The 14,354-nt window shown below is 59.8% G+C and carries 13 protein-coding genes; 10 read left to right on the top strand and 3 right to left on the bottom strand.

Annotated features, from left to right (window positions below):
• Nucleotides 1–12 precede the first annotated feature (12 nt).
• The gene (gene yihA / locus ACIF4X_RS28110; protein WP_064389730.1) at nucleotides 13–654 is read left to right on the top strand and encodes a ribosome biogenesis GTP-binding protein YihA/YsxC; all 642 of its coding nucleotides are present in this window, start codon (nucleotides 13–15) and stop codon (nucleotides 652–654) included.
• A gap of 410 nt (nucleotides 655–1,064) precedes the next feature.
• Here the strand turns inward: yihA and polA are convergent, their stop codons facing one another.
• Complete coding sequence (gene polA, locus ACIF4X_RS28105) at nucleotides 1,065–3,869, bottom strand: DNA polymerase I (RefSeq protein ID WP_397484563.1); 2,805 nt, start codon at nucleotides 3,867–3,869, stop codon at nucleotides 1,065–1,067.
• Between the two features lie 74 nt (nucleotides 3,870–3,943).
• On the opposite strand from polA, the gene ACIF4X_RS28100 reads away from it, so the two are divergent.
• Entirely contained in the window at nucleotides 3,944–4,240 is a 297-nt protein-coding gene (locus ACIF4X_RS28100) for a DUF2782 domain-containing protein (RefSeq protein ID WP_397484562.1), read from the top strand.
• A gap of 61 nt (nucleotides 4,241–4,301) precedes the next feature.
• Entirely contained in the window at nucleotides 4,302–5,255 is a 954-nt protein-coding gene (locus ACIF4X_RS28095; protein WP_397484561.1) for a homoserine kinase, read from the top strand.
• 83 nt (nucleotides 5,256–5,338) lie between these two features.
• On the opposite strand, the gene ACIF4X_RS28090 is transcribed toward ACIF4X_RS28095, so the two are convergent.
• A complete protein-coding gene (locus ACIF4X_RS28090; RefSeq protein ID WP_397484560.1) occupies nucleotides 5,339–6,259 on the bottom strand; it encodes a zinc ABC transporter substrate-binding protein in 921 nt (306 codons plus the stop codon).
• Between the two features lie 66 nt (nucleotides 6,260–6,325).
• Here ACIF4X_RS28090 and ACIF4X_RS28085 point away from each other — a divergent pair, with 66 nt between their 5' ends.
• From ACIF4X_RS28085 to ACIF4X_RS28070, 4 genes are read left to right on the top strand one after another with little or no spacing between them, the layout of a single operon-like run.
• On the top strand, nucleotides 6,326–6,808 hold the full coding sequence (locus tag ACIF4X_RS28085; RefSeq protein ID WP_397484559.1) for a Fur family transcriptional regulator: 483 nt from the start codon (nucleotides 6,326–6,328) through the stop codon (nucleotides 6,806–6,808).
• Nucleotides 6,808–7,593 (top strand): zinc ABC transporter ATP-binding protein ZnuC, encoded by a 786-nt coding sequence (gene znuC, locus ACIF4X_RS28080; protein ID WP_397484558.1) that lies wholly within the window; start codon nucleotides 6,808–6,810, stop codon nucleotides 7,591–7,593. Before ACIF4X_RS28085 ends, znuC begins: the two co-directional genes overlap by 1 nt.
• On the top strand, nucleotides 7,586–8,374 hold the full coding sequence (gene znuB / locus ACIF4X_RS28075) for a zinc ABC transporter permease subunit ZnuB (RefSeq protein ID WP_242209721.1): 789 nt from the start codon (nucleotides 7,586–7,588) through the stop codon (nucleotides 8,372–8,374). The genes znuC and znuB overlap by 8 nt, the downstream gene beginning before the upstream one ends.
• A gap of 37 nt (nucleotides 8,375–8,411) precedes the next feature.
• Nucleotides 8,412–9,125 carry a PA5502 family lipoprotein gene (locus tag ACIF4X_RS28070; protein WP_397484557.1) on the top strand — a complete coding sequence of 238 codons (714 nt, stop codon included), beginning with the start codon at nucleotides 8,412–8,414 and terminating at the stop codon, nucleotides 9,123–9,125.
• Between the two features lie 83 nt (nucleotides 9,126–9,208).
• Here the strand turns inward: ACIF4X_RS28070 and katE are convergent, their stop codons facing one another.
• Complete coding sequence (gene katE, locus ACIF4X_RS28065; protein ID WP_397484564.1) at nucleotides 9,209–11,350, bottom strand: catalase HPII; 2,142 nt, start codon at nucleotides 11,348–11,350, stop codon at nucleotides 9,209–9,211.
• Between the two features lie 260 nt (nucleotides 11,351–11,610).
• On the opposite strand from katE, the gene ACIF4X_RS28060 reads away from it, so the two are divergent.
• The 3 genes from ACIF4X_RS28060 to ACIF4X_RS28050 all read left to right on the top strand — a co-directional run bounded on the left by ACIF4X_RS28060 (nucleotide 11,611) and on the right by ACIF4X_RS28050 (nucleotide 14,139).
• Nucleotides 11,611–12,618: a methionine ABC transporter ATP-binding protein gene (locus ACIF4X_RS28060; protein ID WP_397484556.1), complete on the top strand. Its 1,008-nt coding sequence runs from the start codon at nucleotides 11,611–11,613 to the stop codon at nucleotides 12,616–12,618.
• Nucleotides 12,618–13,292 (top strand): methionine ABC transporter permease, encoded by a 675-nt coding sequence (locus ACIF4X_RS28055; protein WP_016986455.1) that lies wholly within the window; start codon nucleotides 12,618–12,620, stop codon nucleotides 13,290–13,292. Before ACIF4X_RS28060 ends, ACIF4X_RS28055 begins: the two co-directional genes overlap by 1 nt.
• Before the next feature lie 76 nt (nucleotides 13,293–13,368).
• Nucleotides 13,369–14,139 (top strand): MetQ/NlpA family ABC transporter substrate-binding protein, encoded by a 771-nt coding sequence (locus ACIF4X_RS28050; protein ID WP_095113104.1) that lies wholly within the window; start codon nucleotides 13,369–13,371, stop codon nucleotides 14,137–14,139.
• Nucleotides 14,140–14,354: the final 215 nt, after the last annotated feature.

The following is a 14,354-nucleotide window of genomic DNA, read 5'->3' as shown; positions in this document are numbered from 1 at the left end:
ATCGGAAATCCCATGCAACTCAAGAATCCCATCCTCGGCCTGTGCCAACAGTCCACGTTCATGCTCAGTGCTGCCAAAGTCGATCAATGCCCTGACGACGAAGGCTTCGAAGTGGCGTTTGCCGGTCGTTCCAACGCCGGCAAATCCAGCGCGCTGAACACTTTGACTCACGCCAGCCTGGCGCGAACCTCAAAAACCCCGGGTCGCACACAGCTGTTGAACTTCTTCAAGCTAGACGAAGATCGTCGTCTGGTCGACCTGCCGGGCTACGGTTACGCAAAAGTACCGATCCCGCTGAAGATGCACTGGCAGCGTCATCTTGAGGCTTACCTCGGTGGCCGCGAGAGTTTGAAGGGCTTGATTCTGATGATGGACATCCGCCATCCAATGACCGACTTCGACCTGCTGATGCTCGACTGGGCCGTGGCGGCCGGCATGCCGATGCACATCCTGCTGACCAAGGCCGACAAGCTGACCTACGGCGCCGCCAAGAACACCTTGCTCAAAGTGCAGTCGGAAATTCGCAAAGGCTGGGGCGATCAAGTCACCATCCAACTGTTTTCCGCACCAAAACGCATGGGCCTGGAAGAGGCCTACACTGTATTGGCAGGCTGGATGGAACTCGCAGACAAAGGCGCCGAGGCGGCTGAGTAAACAGGGATTAGAAAATTGGCTGTGGTGCGCTCAGGCAAGGCGAAAGCACAGCTAAAAAGCGGAGTTTAGGGTACCTAAATGAGCATTTTTAGCTGTGCTTTCAACGCAGTCTGAGCGTGCCACAGCCAATTTTCGGGCAAAAAAAGCCCCGGACTTCATTGGGGAGGGAGAAGTTCCGGGGTTTAAGTTCCGAACCGCTAGGGCGGGGTTCAGATATCTGCCAACACTTAACACAACATAGGAGCATCGAAGGGCTTCACCAGCCATTCAGTAACTCTGAGTAGTGTCCTTCCAGATTAGTTCAGAATTTTTTCAAAAAGCTTTGGAATAATCCCAAGCGCTTTTCGAAATAAGCAGGTTTCACCTGGGTTGCCGCGACAACGGGTCGCGGCAAACCGTGTTCAAAAGGCTCAGTGAGCCTCATCCCAATTGTTGCCCACACCCACTTCAACCAGCAGCGGCACATCCAGTTTCGCCGCTTCGCTCATGTGCACGCGAATCTCGGCACTGACCTGCTCGACCAGATCCTCGCGAACCTCCAGCACCAGTTCATCGTGTACCTGCAAGATGACGCGAGCGTCCAGCCCGGACGTCGCCAGCCAATTATCCACCGCCACCATCGCTTTCTTGATGATGTCCGCAGCCGTGCCCTGCATCGGCGCGTTGATCGCCGTGCGCTCGGCGGCAGCGCGTTCCTGCGGCTTGTTCGAGTTGATCTCCGGCAGGTACAGACGACGCCCGAAGAAGGTCTCGACATAACCCTGATCCGCCGCCTGCGCCCGGGTGCGATCCATGTACTCGCGAACCCCCGGGTAACGGGCGAAGTAAGTATCGATGTAAGCCTTGGCAGTCTTGGTGTCGACGCCGATGTCCTTGCCGAGCTTCTGCGCGCCCATGCCGTAGATCAAACCGAAGTTGATCGCCTTGGCGCCACGGCGCTGGTCGGAGGTGACTTCGTTGAGTTCGACCTTGAACACTTCGGCAGCCGTCGCAGTGTGCACGTCCAGATTGTTGCGGAAGGCGTTCATCAGGCCTTCGTCTTTGGACAGGTGCGCCATGATCCGCAGTTCGATCTGCGAATAGTCCGCTGCCAGCAGTTTGTAGCCCTTTGGCGCGACGAACGCCTGACGGATACGCCGACCTTCAGCGGTACGCACCGGGATGTTCTGCAGGTTCGGATCACTGGAGGACAAGCGCCCGGTCGACGCCACAGCCTGATGATACGAGGTGTGGATACGCCCGGTGCGCGGGTTGATCTGCTCCGGCAGGCGATCGGTGTAAGTGCTTTTCAGCTTGCTCATCGAGCGGTGCTCCATCAGCACCTTCGGCAAGCGGTGATCGTCTTCAGCGAGCTTCGCCAACACTTCTTCAGCGGTGGACGGCTGACCCTTGGCGGTTTTCTTCAGCACCGGAAGACCAAGTTTCTCGTAGAGAATCACGCCCAGCTGTTTCGGCGAGCCAAGGTTGAATTCTTCCCCGGCGATTTCGAACGCTTCGCGCTCCAGCGCGACCATCTTGTCGCCCAGCTCAATGCTTTGCACACCGAGCAGGGCTGCGTCGACGTACGCACCTTGGCGCTCGATGCGCGCCAGTACCGGCACCAGCGGAATCTCGATGTCGGTCAAAACGCTGGCCAGACTCGGAATGGCGCTGAGTTTTTCGAACAGCGTCTGGTGCAGACGCAGGGTGATATCAGCGTCTTCGGCGGCATACGGCCCGGCCTGCTCCAGCGCGATCTGGTCGAAGGTCAGCTGTTTGGCGCCTTTGCCTGCGATGTCCTGGAAGCTCACGGTGGTGTGATCCAGATACTTCTGCGCGAGGCTGTCCATGTCGTGGCGGGTGGCGGTGGAATTGAGTACGTAAGACTCAAGCATCGTATCGAAGGCAATGCCGCGCACGGTGATGCCTTGGCTCTGATCGCCGCCGATGGCGCAGTTGGCCAGGATATTCATGTCGAACTTGGCGTGCTGGCCAACCTTGAGCTTGCTCGGGTCTTCGAGAATCGGCTTGAGGGCGCGCAGCACGGTGTCGCGATCCAACTGATCTGGCACGCCGATGTAGGAGTGGGTCAGCGGGATATACGCGGCTTCGTTGGCCTGCACGGCGAACGACAGGCCGACCAGTTGCGCCTGCTGCGCGTCGATGCCGGTGGTTTCGGTGTCGAAGGCGAACAGCTTGGCGTTATTGAGTTTTTCCAGCCAGACGTCGAACCGCGCCTGATCGAGGATGGTTTCGTACGCGGCTTCAGTCGGAGCGGCAGGCGTTTCGGCTTCTGGCGCGCTGAACAGATCGCCGGCCGGTGCAGGCTCGCTGGCCGCGCTCAATTCCAGACGTTTGGCGTCGCGATCCAGATCATTGATCCAGCTTTTGAATTCCAGCAGGGAGTACAGCTCGTAGAGCTTGGCGGGATCTTCCGCGCCCATTTGCAGATCGTCGAGTTCGACGTCCAGCGGCACGTCGACCTTGATGGTCGCCAGTTGATAGGAGAGGAACGCCATCTCCTTATGCTCTTCGAGCTTGGCCGGCAGGGTTTTTGCGCCGCGAATCGGCAGGGTCGGGACGATGTCGAGATTGGCGTACAGCTCGGTAAGGCCGCCGTTGACCCCGACCAACAGGCCGGACGCGGTTTTCGGACCGATGCCCGGAACGCCCGGAATGTTGTCAGACGAATCGCCCATCAGCGCCAGATAATCGATGATCTGCTCCGGTGCGACGCCGAATTTCTCCTTCACGCCTTCCACGTCCATCGAACTACCGGACATGGTGTTGACCAAGGTAATGTGGCCGTCGACCAGTTGCGCCATGTCCTTGTCGCCGGTGGAGATCACCACCGGACGATCCGCCGCCGCGCTGCTGCGGGCGAGGGTGCCGATCACGTCGTCAGCCTCGACGCCTTCGACGCACAGCAGCGGGAAGCCGAGGGCGATCACGCTCTGGTGCAGCGGCTCGATCTGCACGCGCATGTCGTCGGGCATGCTCGGGCGATTGGCTTTGTATTCGGCGTACATCTCATCGCGAAATGTCCCGCCCTTGGCGTCGAATACCACCGCGAACGGGCTGTCCGGGTACTGCTTGCGCAGACTCTTGAGCATGTTCAACACGCCTTTGACCGCACCGGTCGGCAGGCCTTTGGAGGTGGTCAGTGGTGGCAGCGCGTGAAAGGCGCGGTACAGGTAAGACGAACCGTCCACCAGGACGAGGGGGGCTTGGCTCATGAGCAGGATCAACCTTTTCGGCGGGTCCGGCGCTAGAATAGCGGGACCGTTGACGACAAAGGGACAAGGTTATCATGCGTACGTTAAATCGCTTGCTGCTGGTCGGTCTGTTTGCTGCCTCACCTTTGGCCGCGATGGCGGCGGATGATGCGCCCGTTTCGGAGTCGGAAGTTACCATCAACACGCACACGGAAGGCGACAAGGTCATCCAGGAATACAGTCGCAGTGGCTTCGTCTACGCGATCAAGGTCACGCCAAAGGGTGGCAAACCGTATTTTCTGGTGCGCGCCGATGGTACGGACGCGAACTACATCCGCTCCGATCAGCCGAATATGTTGATTCCCGCGTGGGAAATCTTTACCTGGAAGTAAGATTCCCGACTTTTAATCGGCGCCCCGCGGTCGTGGCGCCTGAACTGAGCAGTTTTTAACCATGTCTGTGTTCACTCCCCTGGCTCGGCCAGAGCTGGAAACCTTTCTCGCCCCTTACGGGCTTGGCCGTCTGCTTGATTTCCAGGGGATCGCCGCTGGCAGCGAAAACACCAACTTCTTTATCAGCCTGGAGCAGGGCGAGTTCGTCCTGACCCTGGTTGAGCGCGGGCCGGTGCAGGAGATGCCGTTCTTCATCGACCTGCTCGATGTCTTGCACGAGGCCGATCTGCCGGTGCCGTACGCATTGCGCACCACCGACGGCGCGGCGTTGCGTGAACTGAAAGGTAAACCGGCGCTGCTGCAACCGCGCTTGTCCGGCAAGCACATCAAGGTCGCCAATGCCCAGCATTGCGCGCAGGTCGGCGAGTTGCAGGCGCATCTGCACCTGGCGACCCAGGGCGAGCGCATGATCAAGCGCAAGACTGATCGTGGCCTGGATTGGATGCTGGAAGAGGGCACGGAGTTTCTCTCGCACCTGGGCGATGAGCCGCGTGCCTTGCTGCAAAAGGCGTTGGACGAGATCACCGAGCGCAAAGACAAGATTCTCGCGTTGCCTCGGGCGAACATTCACGCCGACCTGTTTCGCGACAACGCGATGTTCGAAGGCACGCACCTGACCGGGCTGATCGACTTCTACAACGCCTGCTCAGGACCGATGCTGTACGACGTGGCGATTGCCTTGAACGACTGGTGTTCGGGCGAGGATGGTCTGATTGATGGCCCGCGTGCTCGCGCATTCCTTGGCGCTTATGCGGCGCTGCGCCCGTTTACTGCGGCGGAGGCTGAGTTGTGGCCGACGATGCTGCGCGTGGCGTGTGTGCGGTTCTGGCTGTCGCGGTTGATTGCGGCGGAGCAGTTTGCCGGGCAGGACGTGTTGATTCACGATCCGCAGGAATTTGAGCAGCGCTTGGCGCAGCGGCAGCAGGTCAATACACCGTTGCCTTTCGCGCTTTAAGATCAAAAGATCGCAGCCTCCGGCAGCTCCTACATGGGATCACCTGTAGGAGCTGCCGAAGGCTGCGATCTTTTTCTATGGGATTACAACGATTCCAGGCACCCGGCCAGATCGTTACCCAACTTCTCCAGCACTTGCTCATAACCCTGAGCCGTCGCCGGGGTGTACCCGCCCAACGCATCCAGTTCCGCCAATTTCACCGGCAGCCCGGCCACCAACGTTTCGGCCAAGCGCGGACGCAACGGCGGCTCGCTGAACACACAAGTCTTGCCCACTTCCTGCAACCGCTTGCGCATCGCCGCGACATGCTGCGCCCCCGGCTGCACTTCGGCAGCCACGCTGAACACCCCGGTGTGCTTCAAGCCATAAGCCTCTTCAAAATAATCAAACGCCTCGTGAAAGACGAAGTAGGGCTTGCCTTCAACACTGGCCAGACGCTTCTTCAAACGCTGATCCAGTGCATCCAGACGCGCGTCAAACGCCTTGGCATTGCTCTGATAACGCTCGGCGTTGGCCGGGTCGGCAGTGCTCAGGTCTGCCGCCATCTTGTCGGCAATCACCCGGGCATTCACCGGCGATAGCCACAAATGCGCATCCAGCGTGCCCGGACGGTGGTCGTGATCATGTTCGTCGGCCTCTTCCGCGTGGGAGTGACTGTCTTCAGCAAAACGCCGCAGTTTCATCCCTGGCAAATCCTGTACGGCGACGCTCGGCAGCGTCCGACCATTCAGCACGCGCGGCAGGAAACCCTCCATGTCCGGGCCAATCCAGTAGAGCAGATCCACCGATTGCACCTTCCGTACGTCGGATGGCCGCAGGGCGTAATTGTGCGGCGAGGCACCCGGCGGCAGCAGCACTTCGGGAATCGCCACACCGTCCTGCACGGCCGCTGCAATCAGCTGCAACGGCTTGATGCTGGTGAGGACTTTGACCTCGGCCTGAGCCGAACCGATCAGCAGAAAACTGGCGACAAAAGCCACAAAAACAGAAAAAAGTCGGGACACGATGACCACTCAAGGAGGCGAGAACGGGTAACATAATAACGTCTCTATCAAAACTCGTCGCCGCCCATGCCTATTACACCGATTGCCAGCCGTCCCCACGACCACTCTCATTGCGTGCACAGCGCTTTGTCCGAGGCCGATACCTTGTGCGCCCAGAAAGGCTTGCGCCTGACCGCGTTGCGCCGCCGGGTGCTGGAATTGGTGTGGCAGAGCCACAAACCGCTGGGCGCCTACGACATTCTTGCCGTGCTCAGCGAGCAGGACGGTCGCCGCGCTGCGCCGCCAACCGTGTACCGCGCGCTGGATTTCCTCCTGGAAAACGGCCTGGTGCACCGCATCTCCTCGCTCAACGCCTTCGTTGGCTGCGTGCAACCGGAACACGCGCATCAAGGCCAGTTCCTGATTTGCCGCGATTGCCACGCCGCCATCGAACTTGAGCAAAAAGTGATCAGCGACGCGATCATCAACAGCGCCAAAGACGTCGGTTTCATCGTCGAAGCGCAGACCGTCGAAGTTGTCGGCCTGTGCTCCGGTTGCCAGGGGGCTTGATGAGCAAAGCGCTGATCCGTCTGGAGCAGGTCGCCGTCACGTTTGCCGGGCAGACCGTGCTGGACAACATCGAGCTGAGCGTCGAGCCGGGGCAGATCGTCACCCTGATCGGCCCCAACGGCGCCGGCAAAACCACACTGGTGCGCGCCGTGCTTGGCTTGCTCAAGCCGGACAGCGGCAGCGTTTGGCGCAAGCCGAAACTGCGCGTCGGCTACATGCCGCAAAAACTCCACGTTGATCCGACCCTGCCGCTGTCGGTGCTGCGCTTTCTGCGCCTGGTGCCGGGCGTTGATCGTCCGCGTGCGCTGGCGGCATTGAAGGAAGTCGGTGCAGAACACGTCATCGACAGCCCGGTGCAAAGCGTTTCCGGCGGCGAAATGCAGCGTGTGCTGCTTGCGCGAGCGTTGCTGCGCGAGCCGGAATTGCTGGTTCTCGACGAACCGGTCCAAGGCGTCGACGTCGCCGGCCAGGCCGAGTTGTACAGCCTGATCACCCGGCTGCGCGACCGCCATGGTTGCGGCGTGCTGATGGTGTCCCACGATTTGCATCTGGTGATGAGCACCACCGACCAGGTGGTCTGCCTCAACCGTCACGTCTGCTGCTCCGGGCATCCCGAGCAGGTCAGCGGCGATCCTGCTTTTGTCGAGCTGTTCGGCAAGAACGCGCAGAGCCTGGCGGTCTATCACCACCATCACGACCACGCTCACGACCTGCACGGTTCGGTGGTCAAAGGGCCGGTGATTGGCCAACCTCACGTTCACGGAGACAACTGCAAGCATGGCTGATTTTCTGTTGTATGCCCTGCTTGCAGGTCTGGCGCTGGCGATCGTTGCAGGTCCGCTGGGTTCGTTCGTGGTCTGGCGGCGCATGGCCTATTTCGGCGACACCCTGTCCCACGCCGCATTGCTCGGCGTGGCTTTGGGCTTTTTGCTGGATGTCAGCCCGACCGTCGCGGTCACCGTAGGCTGCCTGTTGCTGGCGGTGCTTTTGGTGACCTTGCAACAGCGTCAACCGCTGGCGTCTGACACGCTTTTGGGAATTCTCGCACCGAGCACGCTCTCTCTCGGTCTGGTGGTACTAAGCTTCATGCATGAAGTGCGGATCGACCTGATGGCCTATTTGTTCGGCGACCTGCTGGCGATCAGCCCGACCGACCTTGCGTGGATTCTCGGCGGCAGCGCGGCGGTGCTGGTGTTGCTGGTGACGCTGTGGCGGCCATTGCTGGCGATCACCGTGCATGAAGAGTTGGCCAAGGTCGAAGGCCTGCCGGTCGCGGGCCTGCGCATGGCGCTGATGTTGTTGATTGCGGTGGTGATCGCGGTGGCGATGAAAATCGTCGGTGTGTTGCTGATTACTTCACTGCTGATCATTCCCGCGGCTGCGGCACAGCGTCACGCCCGTTCGCCGGAGCAGATGGCCGTGGGCGCGAGCCTGCTGGGCATGCTCGCCGTGTGTGGCGGGCTGGCGCTGTCGTGGTTCAAGGACACCCCGGCCGGGCCGTCAATCGTTGTGACGGCGGCCGCACTGTTTCTGTTGAGTTTTGTTCTGCCCCGTCGTGGGGTGTAGACTTGGCCGCTTTTTGCGCAAATAGAGAGTCGCAGGAATGAAGCCGTTCGCCTCCCGTTATCTGCTCCTTGTCGCATTTTCAGTGCTGCTGGGCGCCTGCCAAAGCACGCCGCCGGTGGCCGAAGTCCCCGATGCGCGGGCTACGGCCATCGCACAGCTGGAGCAAAGCCTGGCCAGCAGCGAACTGGCCACCGCCGAAGATCAATTGGCCGCTTTGCAGAAAGAAACCCCAGACGATCAATCCCTTGAGCAATACCAGCGGCAGCTTGCCGAAGCGTATCTGCGTCGCAGCCAGATCGTGCTGCAGAAGGGTGATGTGAATGCCGCCGCTACGGCGTTGAGCCGCGCCCGTGCGTTGATGCCGAAAGCGCCGGCGCTGACCGGTGGCGTCAACGGCGCCATCACTGAAGCGCGCAAGGCTGAGCTGGAAAAGGCTGAGGCCGCGTTGCTGGCCGCCGAGGCCAAGCCGAAAGCCAAGGTGATCGATCCGACCGCTGAAAGCACCACGGTTGCGCTGAACATCACCGATAGCCGCAAACTTCGCCGGCAACTCGATGCGATTGCCGCTGATGTGGTGAATTATGAGTGTGGGGTGACGATTCAGGCGCCACGGACCAATGATTATCCGTGGTTGGCGACGTTGCTGACCAAGCGGGTCAAGAAGCTCAACCCGGATTTTGATCTGAAGATCGAGAAGCAGACCGTGCGCACCGTACCGGCGCAGATGGTGTTGAGTCCGCGTAAACCGTAAAAAAGATCGCAGCCTGCGGCAGCTCCTACATGGGATTGAGGTACACCCTGTAGGAGCTGCCGAAGGCTGCGATCTTTTGCTTTTTAAGCCGGAATGGCCTTGGCCTTAGGCTCCCGCTCCCAAACCCGATGCTGCCCGATCGCCGCAAAGAACGGCTTGGTCAACGCCGGCACATCCTTGCCCAGCAGCAATCCAGCATCCGCCTCCAGTTTCAGCAAATCCTGCAGCTGCTTGGCTTCCCCGTGTAGCGCAATCGCTTTCAAATGCTTGTAAGCCTCCAGCAGGTAATGCAACGCCACGCCGTCGCCGCTCAACGCCTTGACCGACGCCGCGCCACCCGGCACAAACACCGCATCGAAGATCACTGATGGCATGCCTTCCATAGAAGCATCCACGGGCAACATTTTGCCGTCAGCGGTCTTCACTGGTGCCGAAGTCGGCCCAAGTAACTTGGCGTGTGCGCCTTCAGCGGCCAATGCTTTTTTCATCGCATCAATCGCTGCACCATCGACACCGTTAGCAGCAAGAATCGCCACTTTTCGTGTCTTGATATTTTCTGGCAACAGGTTCGCCTGACTCAGCGCAGGCGAATGATCGAATGACACCTTGCGCGCATCCACCGTGCCTTTGGTAGGCGCAGGCAGACCCAGATTAGCCGCCACACGCTTGGCCAATTCCAAATCAATGTTGGCCAGAATCTCGTTCACTTCCCGCGCACGGATGAACTCGCGCTCAACCTTGCCCAGCTCGAAGCTGTAAGCGGCAATGATGTGCTCCTTCTCGTGATCGCTCATGCTGTTGAAGAACAGAGTCGCCTGGGAGAAGTGATCGCTGAACGACTCGCTGCGTTGACGGATTTTGTTGGCGTCGATGCGCTCTGGATAACTTTCGAAACCACCGTCCTGCGCGGCTGGCGGCGTTTCTTTCGGCCAGCCGCCATCAATCGAGTTCGGCTCGTAGGAGGCACGACCCTTGTCGATCACCGTGCGGTGCTGCGCATCGCGCTGACCGTTGTGGAACGGCGCCACCGGCCGGTTGATTGGCAACTCGTGAAAATTCGGCCCACCGAGTCGGCTGATTTGCGTGTCGGTGTAGGAAAACAGCCGACCTTGCAGCAGCGGGTCATTGGAGAAGTCGATGCCCGGCACGATATGGCCAGGGCAGAACGCGACCTGCTCAGTCTCGGCAAAGAAGTTGTCCGGGTTGCGGTTCAACGTCATTTTGCCCAGCGGCGTGATCGGCACGATTTCTTCGGGAATCAGCTTGGTCGGGTCGAGGATGTCGAAATCGAAGTCATGCTCGTTTTCCTCCTCGATGATCTGCACGCCGAGTTCCCATTCCGGATAGTCACCCATCTCGATCGCTTCCCAGAGGTCGCGACGGTGGTAGTCAGTGTCTTTACCGGCAAGCTTTTGCGCCTCGTCCCACACCAGCGAGCAAGTACCGGCCGTAGGGCGCCAATGGAATTTGACGAAGCGCGATTTACCCTCGGCATTGATCAGGCGGAAGGTGTGCACGCCAAAGCCCTGCATGCTGCGCAGGCTTTTCGGAATCGCGCGGTCGGACATCGCCCAGATGACCATGTGCGCCGATTCCGGCACCAGGGACACGAAATCCCAGAAGGTATCGTGGGCCGAGCCGCCGGTAGGGATTTCATTGTGCGGCTCGGGTTTTACCGCGTGGACGAAGTCGGGAAACTTGATCGCGTCCTGAATGAAAAACACCGGCATGTTATTGCCGACCAGGTCGAAGTTGCCTTCGTCGGTGAAGAACTTCACCGCGAAACCACGCACGTCACGCACGGTGTCGCCGGAACCACGTGGGCCCTGCACCGTGGAAAAGCGCACGAACACCGGCGTCTTTTTCCCCGGATCCTGTAGGAACCCGGCCTTGGTCAGCGTCGAATGGTTCTCATAGGCCTGAAAGAAACCATGCGCGCCGGTGCCGCGTGCGTGGACGATGCGTTCCGGGATCCGCTCATGGTCAAAATGCGTGATCTTTTCCCGCATGATGAAGTCTTCAAGCAGCGACGGCCCACGCGGGCCGGCCTTGAGCGTGTTCTGGTTGTCGGCAACCTTGACCCCCTGATTAGTGCGCAGGGCCTGGCCAGTGGCGTCGGAGCGGAATTTCTCCAGGCTGTCGAGTTTGGCGTTGGTGTTGGCACGATCCGGGGCATCGGTTCCGGCCATCTGGCTTTTATCGGACGTAGGCTTCTTGCTCATCAGTCGTAAACTCCTCGGTTGACCCCGATGCTGGCCGGGGACTCTTGAGTGGTTCCCGGGCACGGCACCCAGGGTTTTCAAGTCGCTTACTTAGTGACTGATGGGCTGCTTTGGACGTTCCTTTTTTATGACCTTTGATCCTGTTATTGCCAAATCGAAGGTTAATTGAGAAATAAATGCTAAGAACCTCTATACGGACAGGCTAAAATGCGCGCCCGGCTAACCGCTGATCCTTTTCTAACGCGCCCCACAAGGTTCGCTACGTGATCGAGTTTCAAAACGTCCACAAGACTTACCGCGTCGCCGGTAAGGATATTCCCGCGCTGCACCCGACCAGTCTCTCTATCGAGAACGGGCAGGTGTTCGGCCTGATCGGCCATTCCGGCGCGGGCAAAAGTACCCTGCTGCGTCTGATCAATCGCCTGGAGAACTCCAGCGGCGGCAAGATCATCGTCGACGGCGAAGAAGTCACCGCGCTGGACGCCAACGGCCTGCGCCGTTTCCGCCAGCAAGTCGGGATGATCTTCCAGCATTTCAACCTGCTCGCCTCCAAGACCGTGGCCGACAACGTTGCGTTGCCGCTGACCCTGGCGGGTGAATTGTCGAGCAGCGACATCGACAAGCGTGTTGCCGAGTTGCTGGCGCGAGTCGGGCTGTCCGATCACGCCAAGAAGTACCCGGCGCAGTTGTCTGGTGGCCAGAAGCAGCGCGTCGGCATCGCCCGCGCCCTGGCGACCAAGCCGAAGATTCTGCTGTGCGACGAGGCCACCAGCGCCCTCGACCCGCAGACCACCGCTTCGGTCCTGCAACTGCTGGCCGAGATCAACCGCGAACTGAAGCTGACCATCGTCCTCATCACCCACGAGATGGATGTGATCCGTCGCGTCTGTGATCAAGTGGCGGTGATGGATGCCGGCGTGATCGTCGAGCAAGGTTCGGTGGCCGATGTGTTCCTGCATCCGAAGCACCCGACCACCAAGCGTTTCGTCCAGGAAAGCGAGCAGATCGACGAAAGCGAGCAGCGTGATGACTTCGCTCACGTGCCGGGCCGCATCGTGCGTCTGACCTTCCAGGGCGAAGCGACTTACGCGCCGCTGCTCGGTACTGTCGCCCGGGAAACCGGTGTCGACTACAGCATCCTTGCCGGTCGCATCGACCGCATCAAAGACATTCCTTACGGGCAATTGACCCTCGCCGTCACCGGTGGCGACATGGAAGCGGCCTTCGCCCGCTTCACCGCCGCTGACGTTCACATGGAGGTATTGCGCTAATGGAAGACCTGATCAGTTTCTTCACCAATATCGACTGGTACGAAATCTGGCTGGCCACCGGCGACACGATGCTGATGCTTGGCGGTTCGCTGCTGTTCACCGTGCTGCTCGGCCTGCCGCTGGGCGTGTTGCTGTTCCTCTGCAGCCCGCGCCAGTTGCTGGAAAACCGTGGCCTCTACGCATTTATGTCGCTGGCCGTGAACATCCTGCGTTCGCTGCCGTTCATTATTCTGTTGATCGTGATGATCCCGTTCACCGTGCTGATCACCGGCACGTCACTGGGCGTGGCCGGTGCGATTCCGCCGTTGGTCGTCGGTGCCACACCGTTCTTCGCGCGTCTGGTGGAAACCGCGCTGCGTGAAGTCGATCGGGGCATCATCGAAGCGACCCAGTCGATGGGCGCGACCACGCGGCAGATCATCATGAACGCCTTGCTGCCGGAAGCCCGCCCGGGCATCTTCGCGGCGATTACGGTGACGGCGATTACACTGGTGTCCTACACGGCGATGGCCGGTGTGGTCGGTGCCGGTGGTCTGGGTGACCTGGCGATCCGTTTCGGTTACCAGCGTTTTCAGACTGACGTGATGATCGTCACCGTGGTGTTGCTGCTGATTCTGGTGCAAGTGTTGCAGATGGTGGGCGACCGCTTGGTCGTGCATTTCTCGCGCAAATAAGCAGTTTTGTATTGAACAGATGAGCCGGCCATTCGCTGGCAGGCGCCAGACGGGCGCCTCATAAGGAGTTAGCTGAATGAAAAAACTGATCGCTGCTTTTGCTGCCGTTGCGGCATTCTCGGCCCACGCCGAAACCCTGACCGTGGCCGCCACTCCGGTGCCGCACGCAGAAATCCTCGAGTTCGTGAAGCCGGCGCTGGCCAAAGAAGGCGTGGATCTGAAGGTCAAGGTGTTCACCGACTACATTCAGCCGAACGTACAGGTCGCGGAAAAACGCCTGGACGCCAACTTCTTCCAGCACCAGCCGTATCTCGATGAGTTCAACAAGGCCAAGGGCACCAATCTGGTCGCCGTGACAGGTGTGCATCTGGAGCCGCTGGGCGCTTACTCGAGCAAGCTCAAGGATCTGAAGGATCTGCCAAGCGGCGCCAACGTGGTGATCCCGAACGACGCCACCAACGGCGGCCGTGCGCTGTTGCTGCTGGCCAAGGCGGGCGTGATCACGCTGAAGGATCCGACCAACATCCTGTCGACCGTCAAAGACATCGCGACCAACCCGAAAGACCTGAAGATCCGTGAACTGGAAGCCGCGACCATCCCGCGCGTGCTGACTCAGGTCGATCTGGCGCTGATCAACACTAACTACGCGCTGGAAGCCAAGCTCGATCCGTCCAAGGATGCGCTGGTGATCGAAGGCAACGATTCGCCGTACGTGAACATCCTCGTGTCCCGCGCGGACAACAAGGACAGCGACGCGATGCAGAAACTGGCCGCTGCGCTGCACAGTCCGGAAGTGAAGAAATTCATTACCGAGAAGTACAAAGGCGCGGTATTGCCGGCGTTCTGATTGAGATTGTTGCAACGAAAAGGGGACGCCGTGTGCGTCCCCTTTTTTATGTCTGGTGTTTGGCTTTGAACCTGCTGTGAAGCTTCCCCACACCCCAGCCCTCTCCCGGAGGGAGAGGGAGCCGACCGAGGTGTCTTGCGTTCTACATCGACCTGGCAGACCGAGTTGATTATGGATTCAGCGGATAGCTTTCAGGTCGGCGTAACTCTTGAATA

Origin of the sequence: Pseudomonas sp. NPDC085632 (genome assembly GCF_044541255.1) — a bacterium.
Classification (GTDB): domain Bacteria; phylum Pseudomonadota; class Gammaproteobacteria; order Pseudomonadales; family Pseudomonadaceae; genus Aquipseudomonas.
The sequence above is the reverse complement of the archived record's forward strand: the minus strand, read 5'-3'. Positions and strand labels throughout refer to the sequence as shown.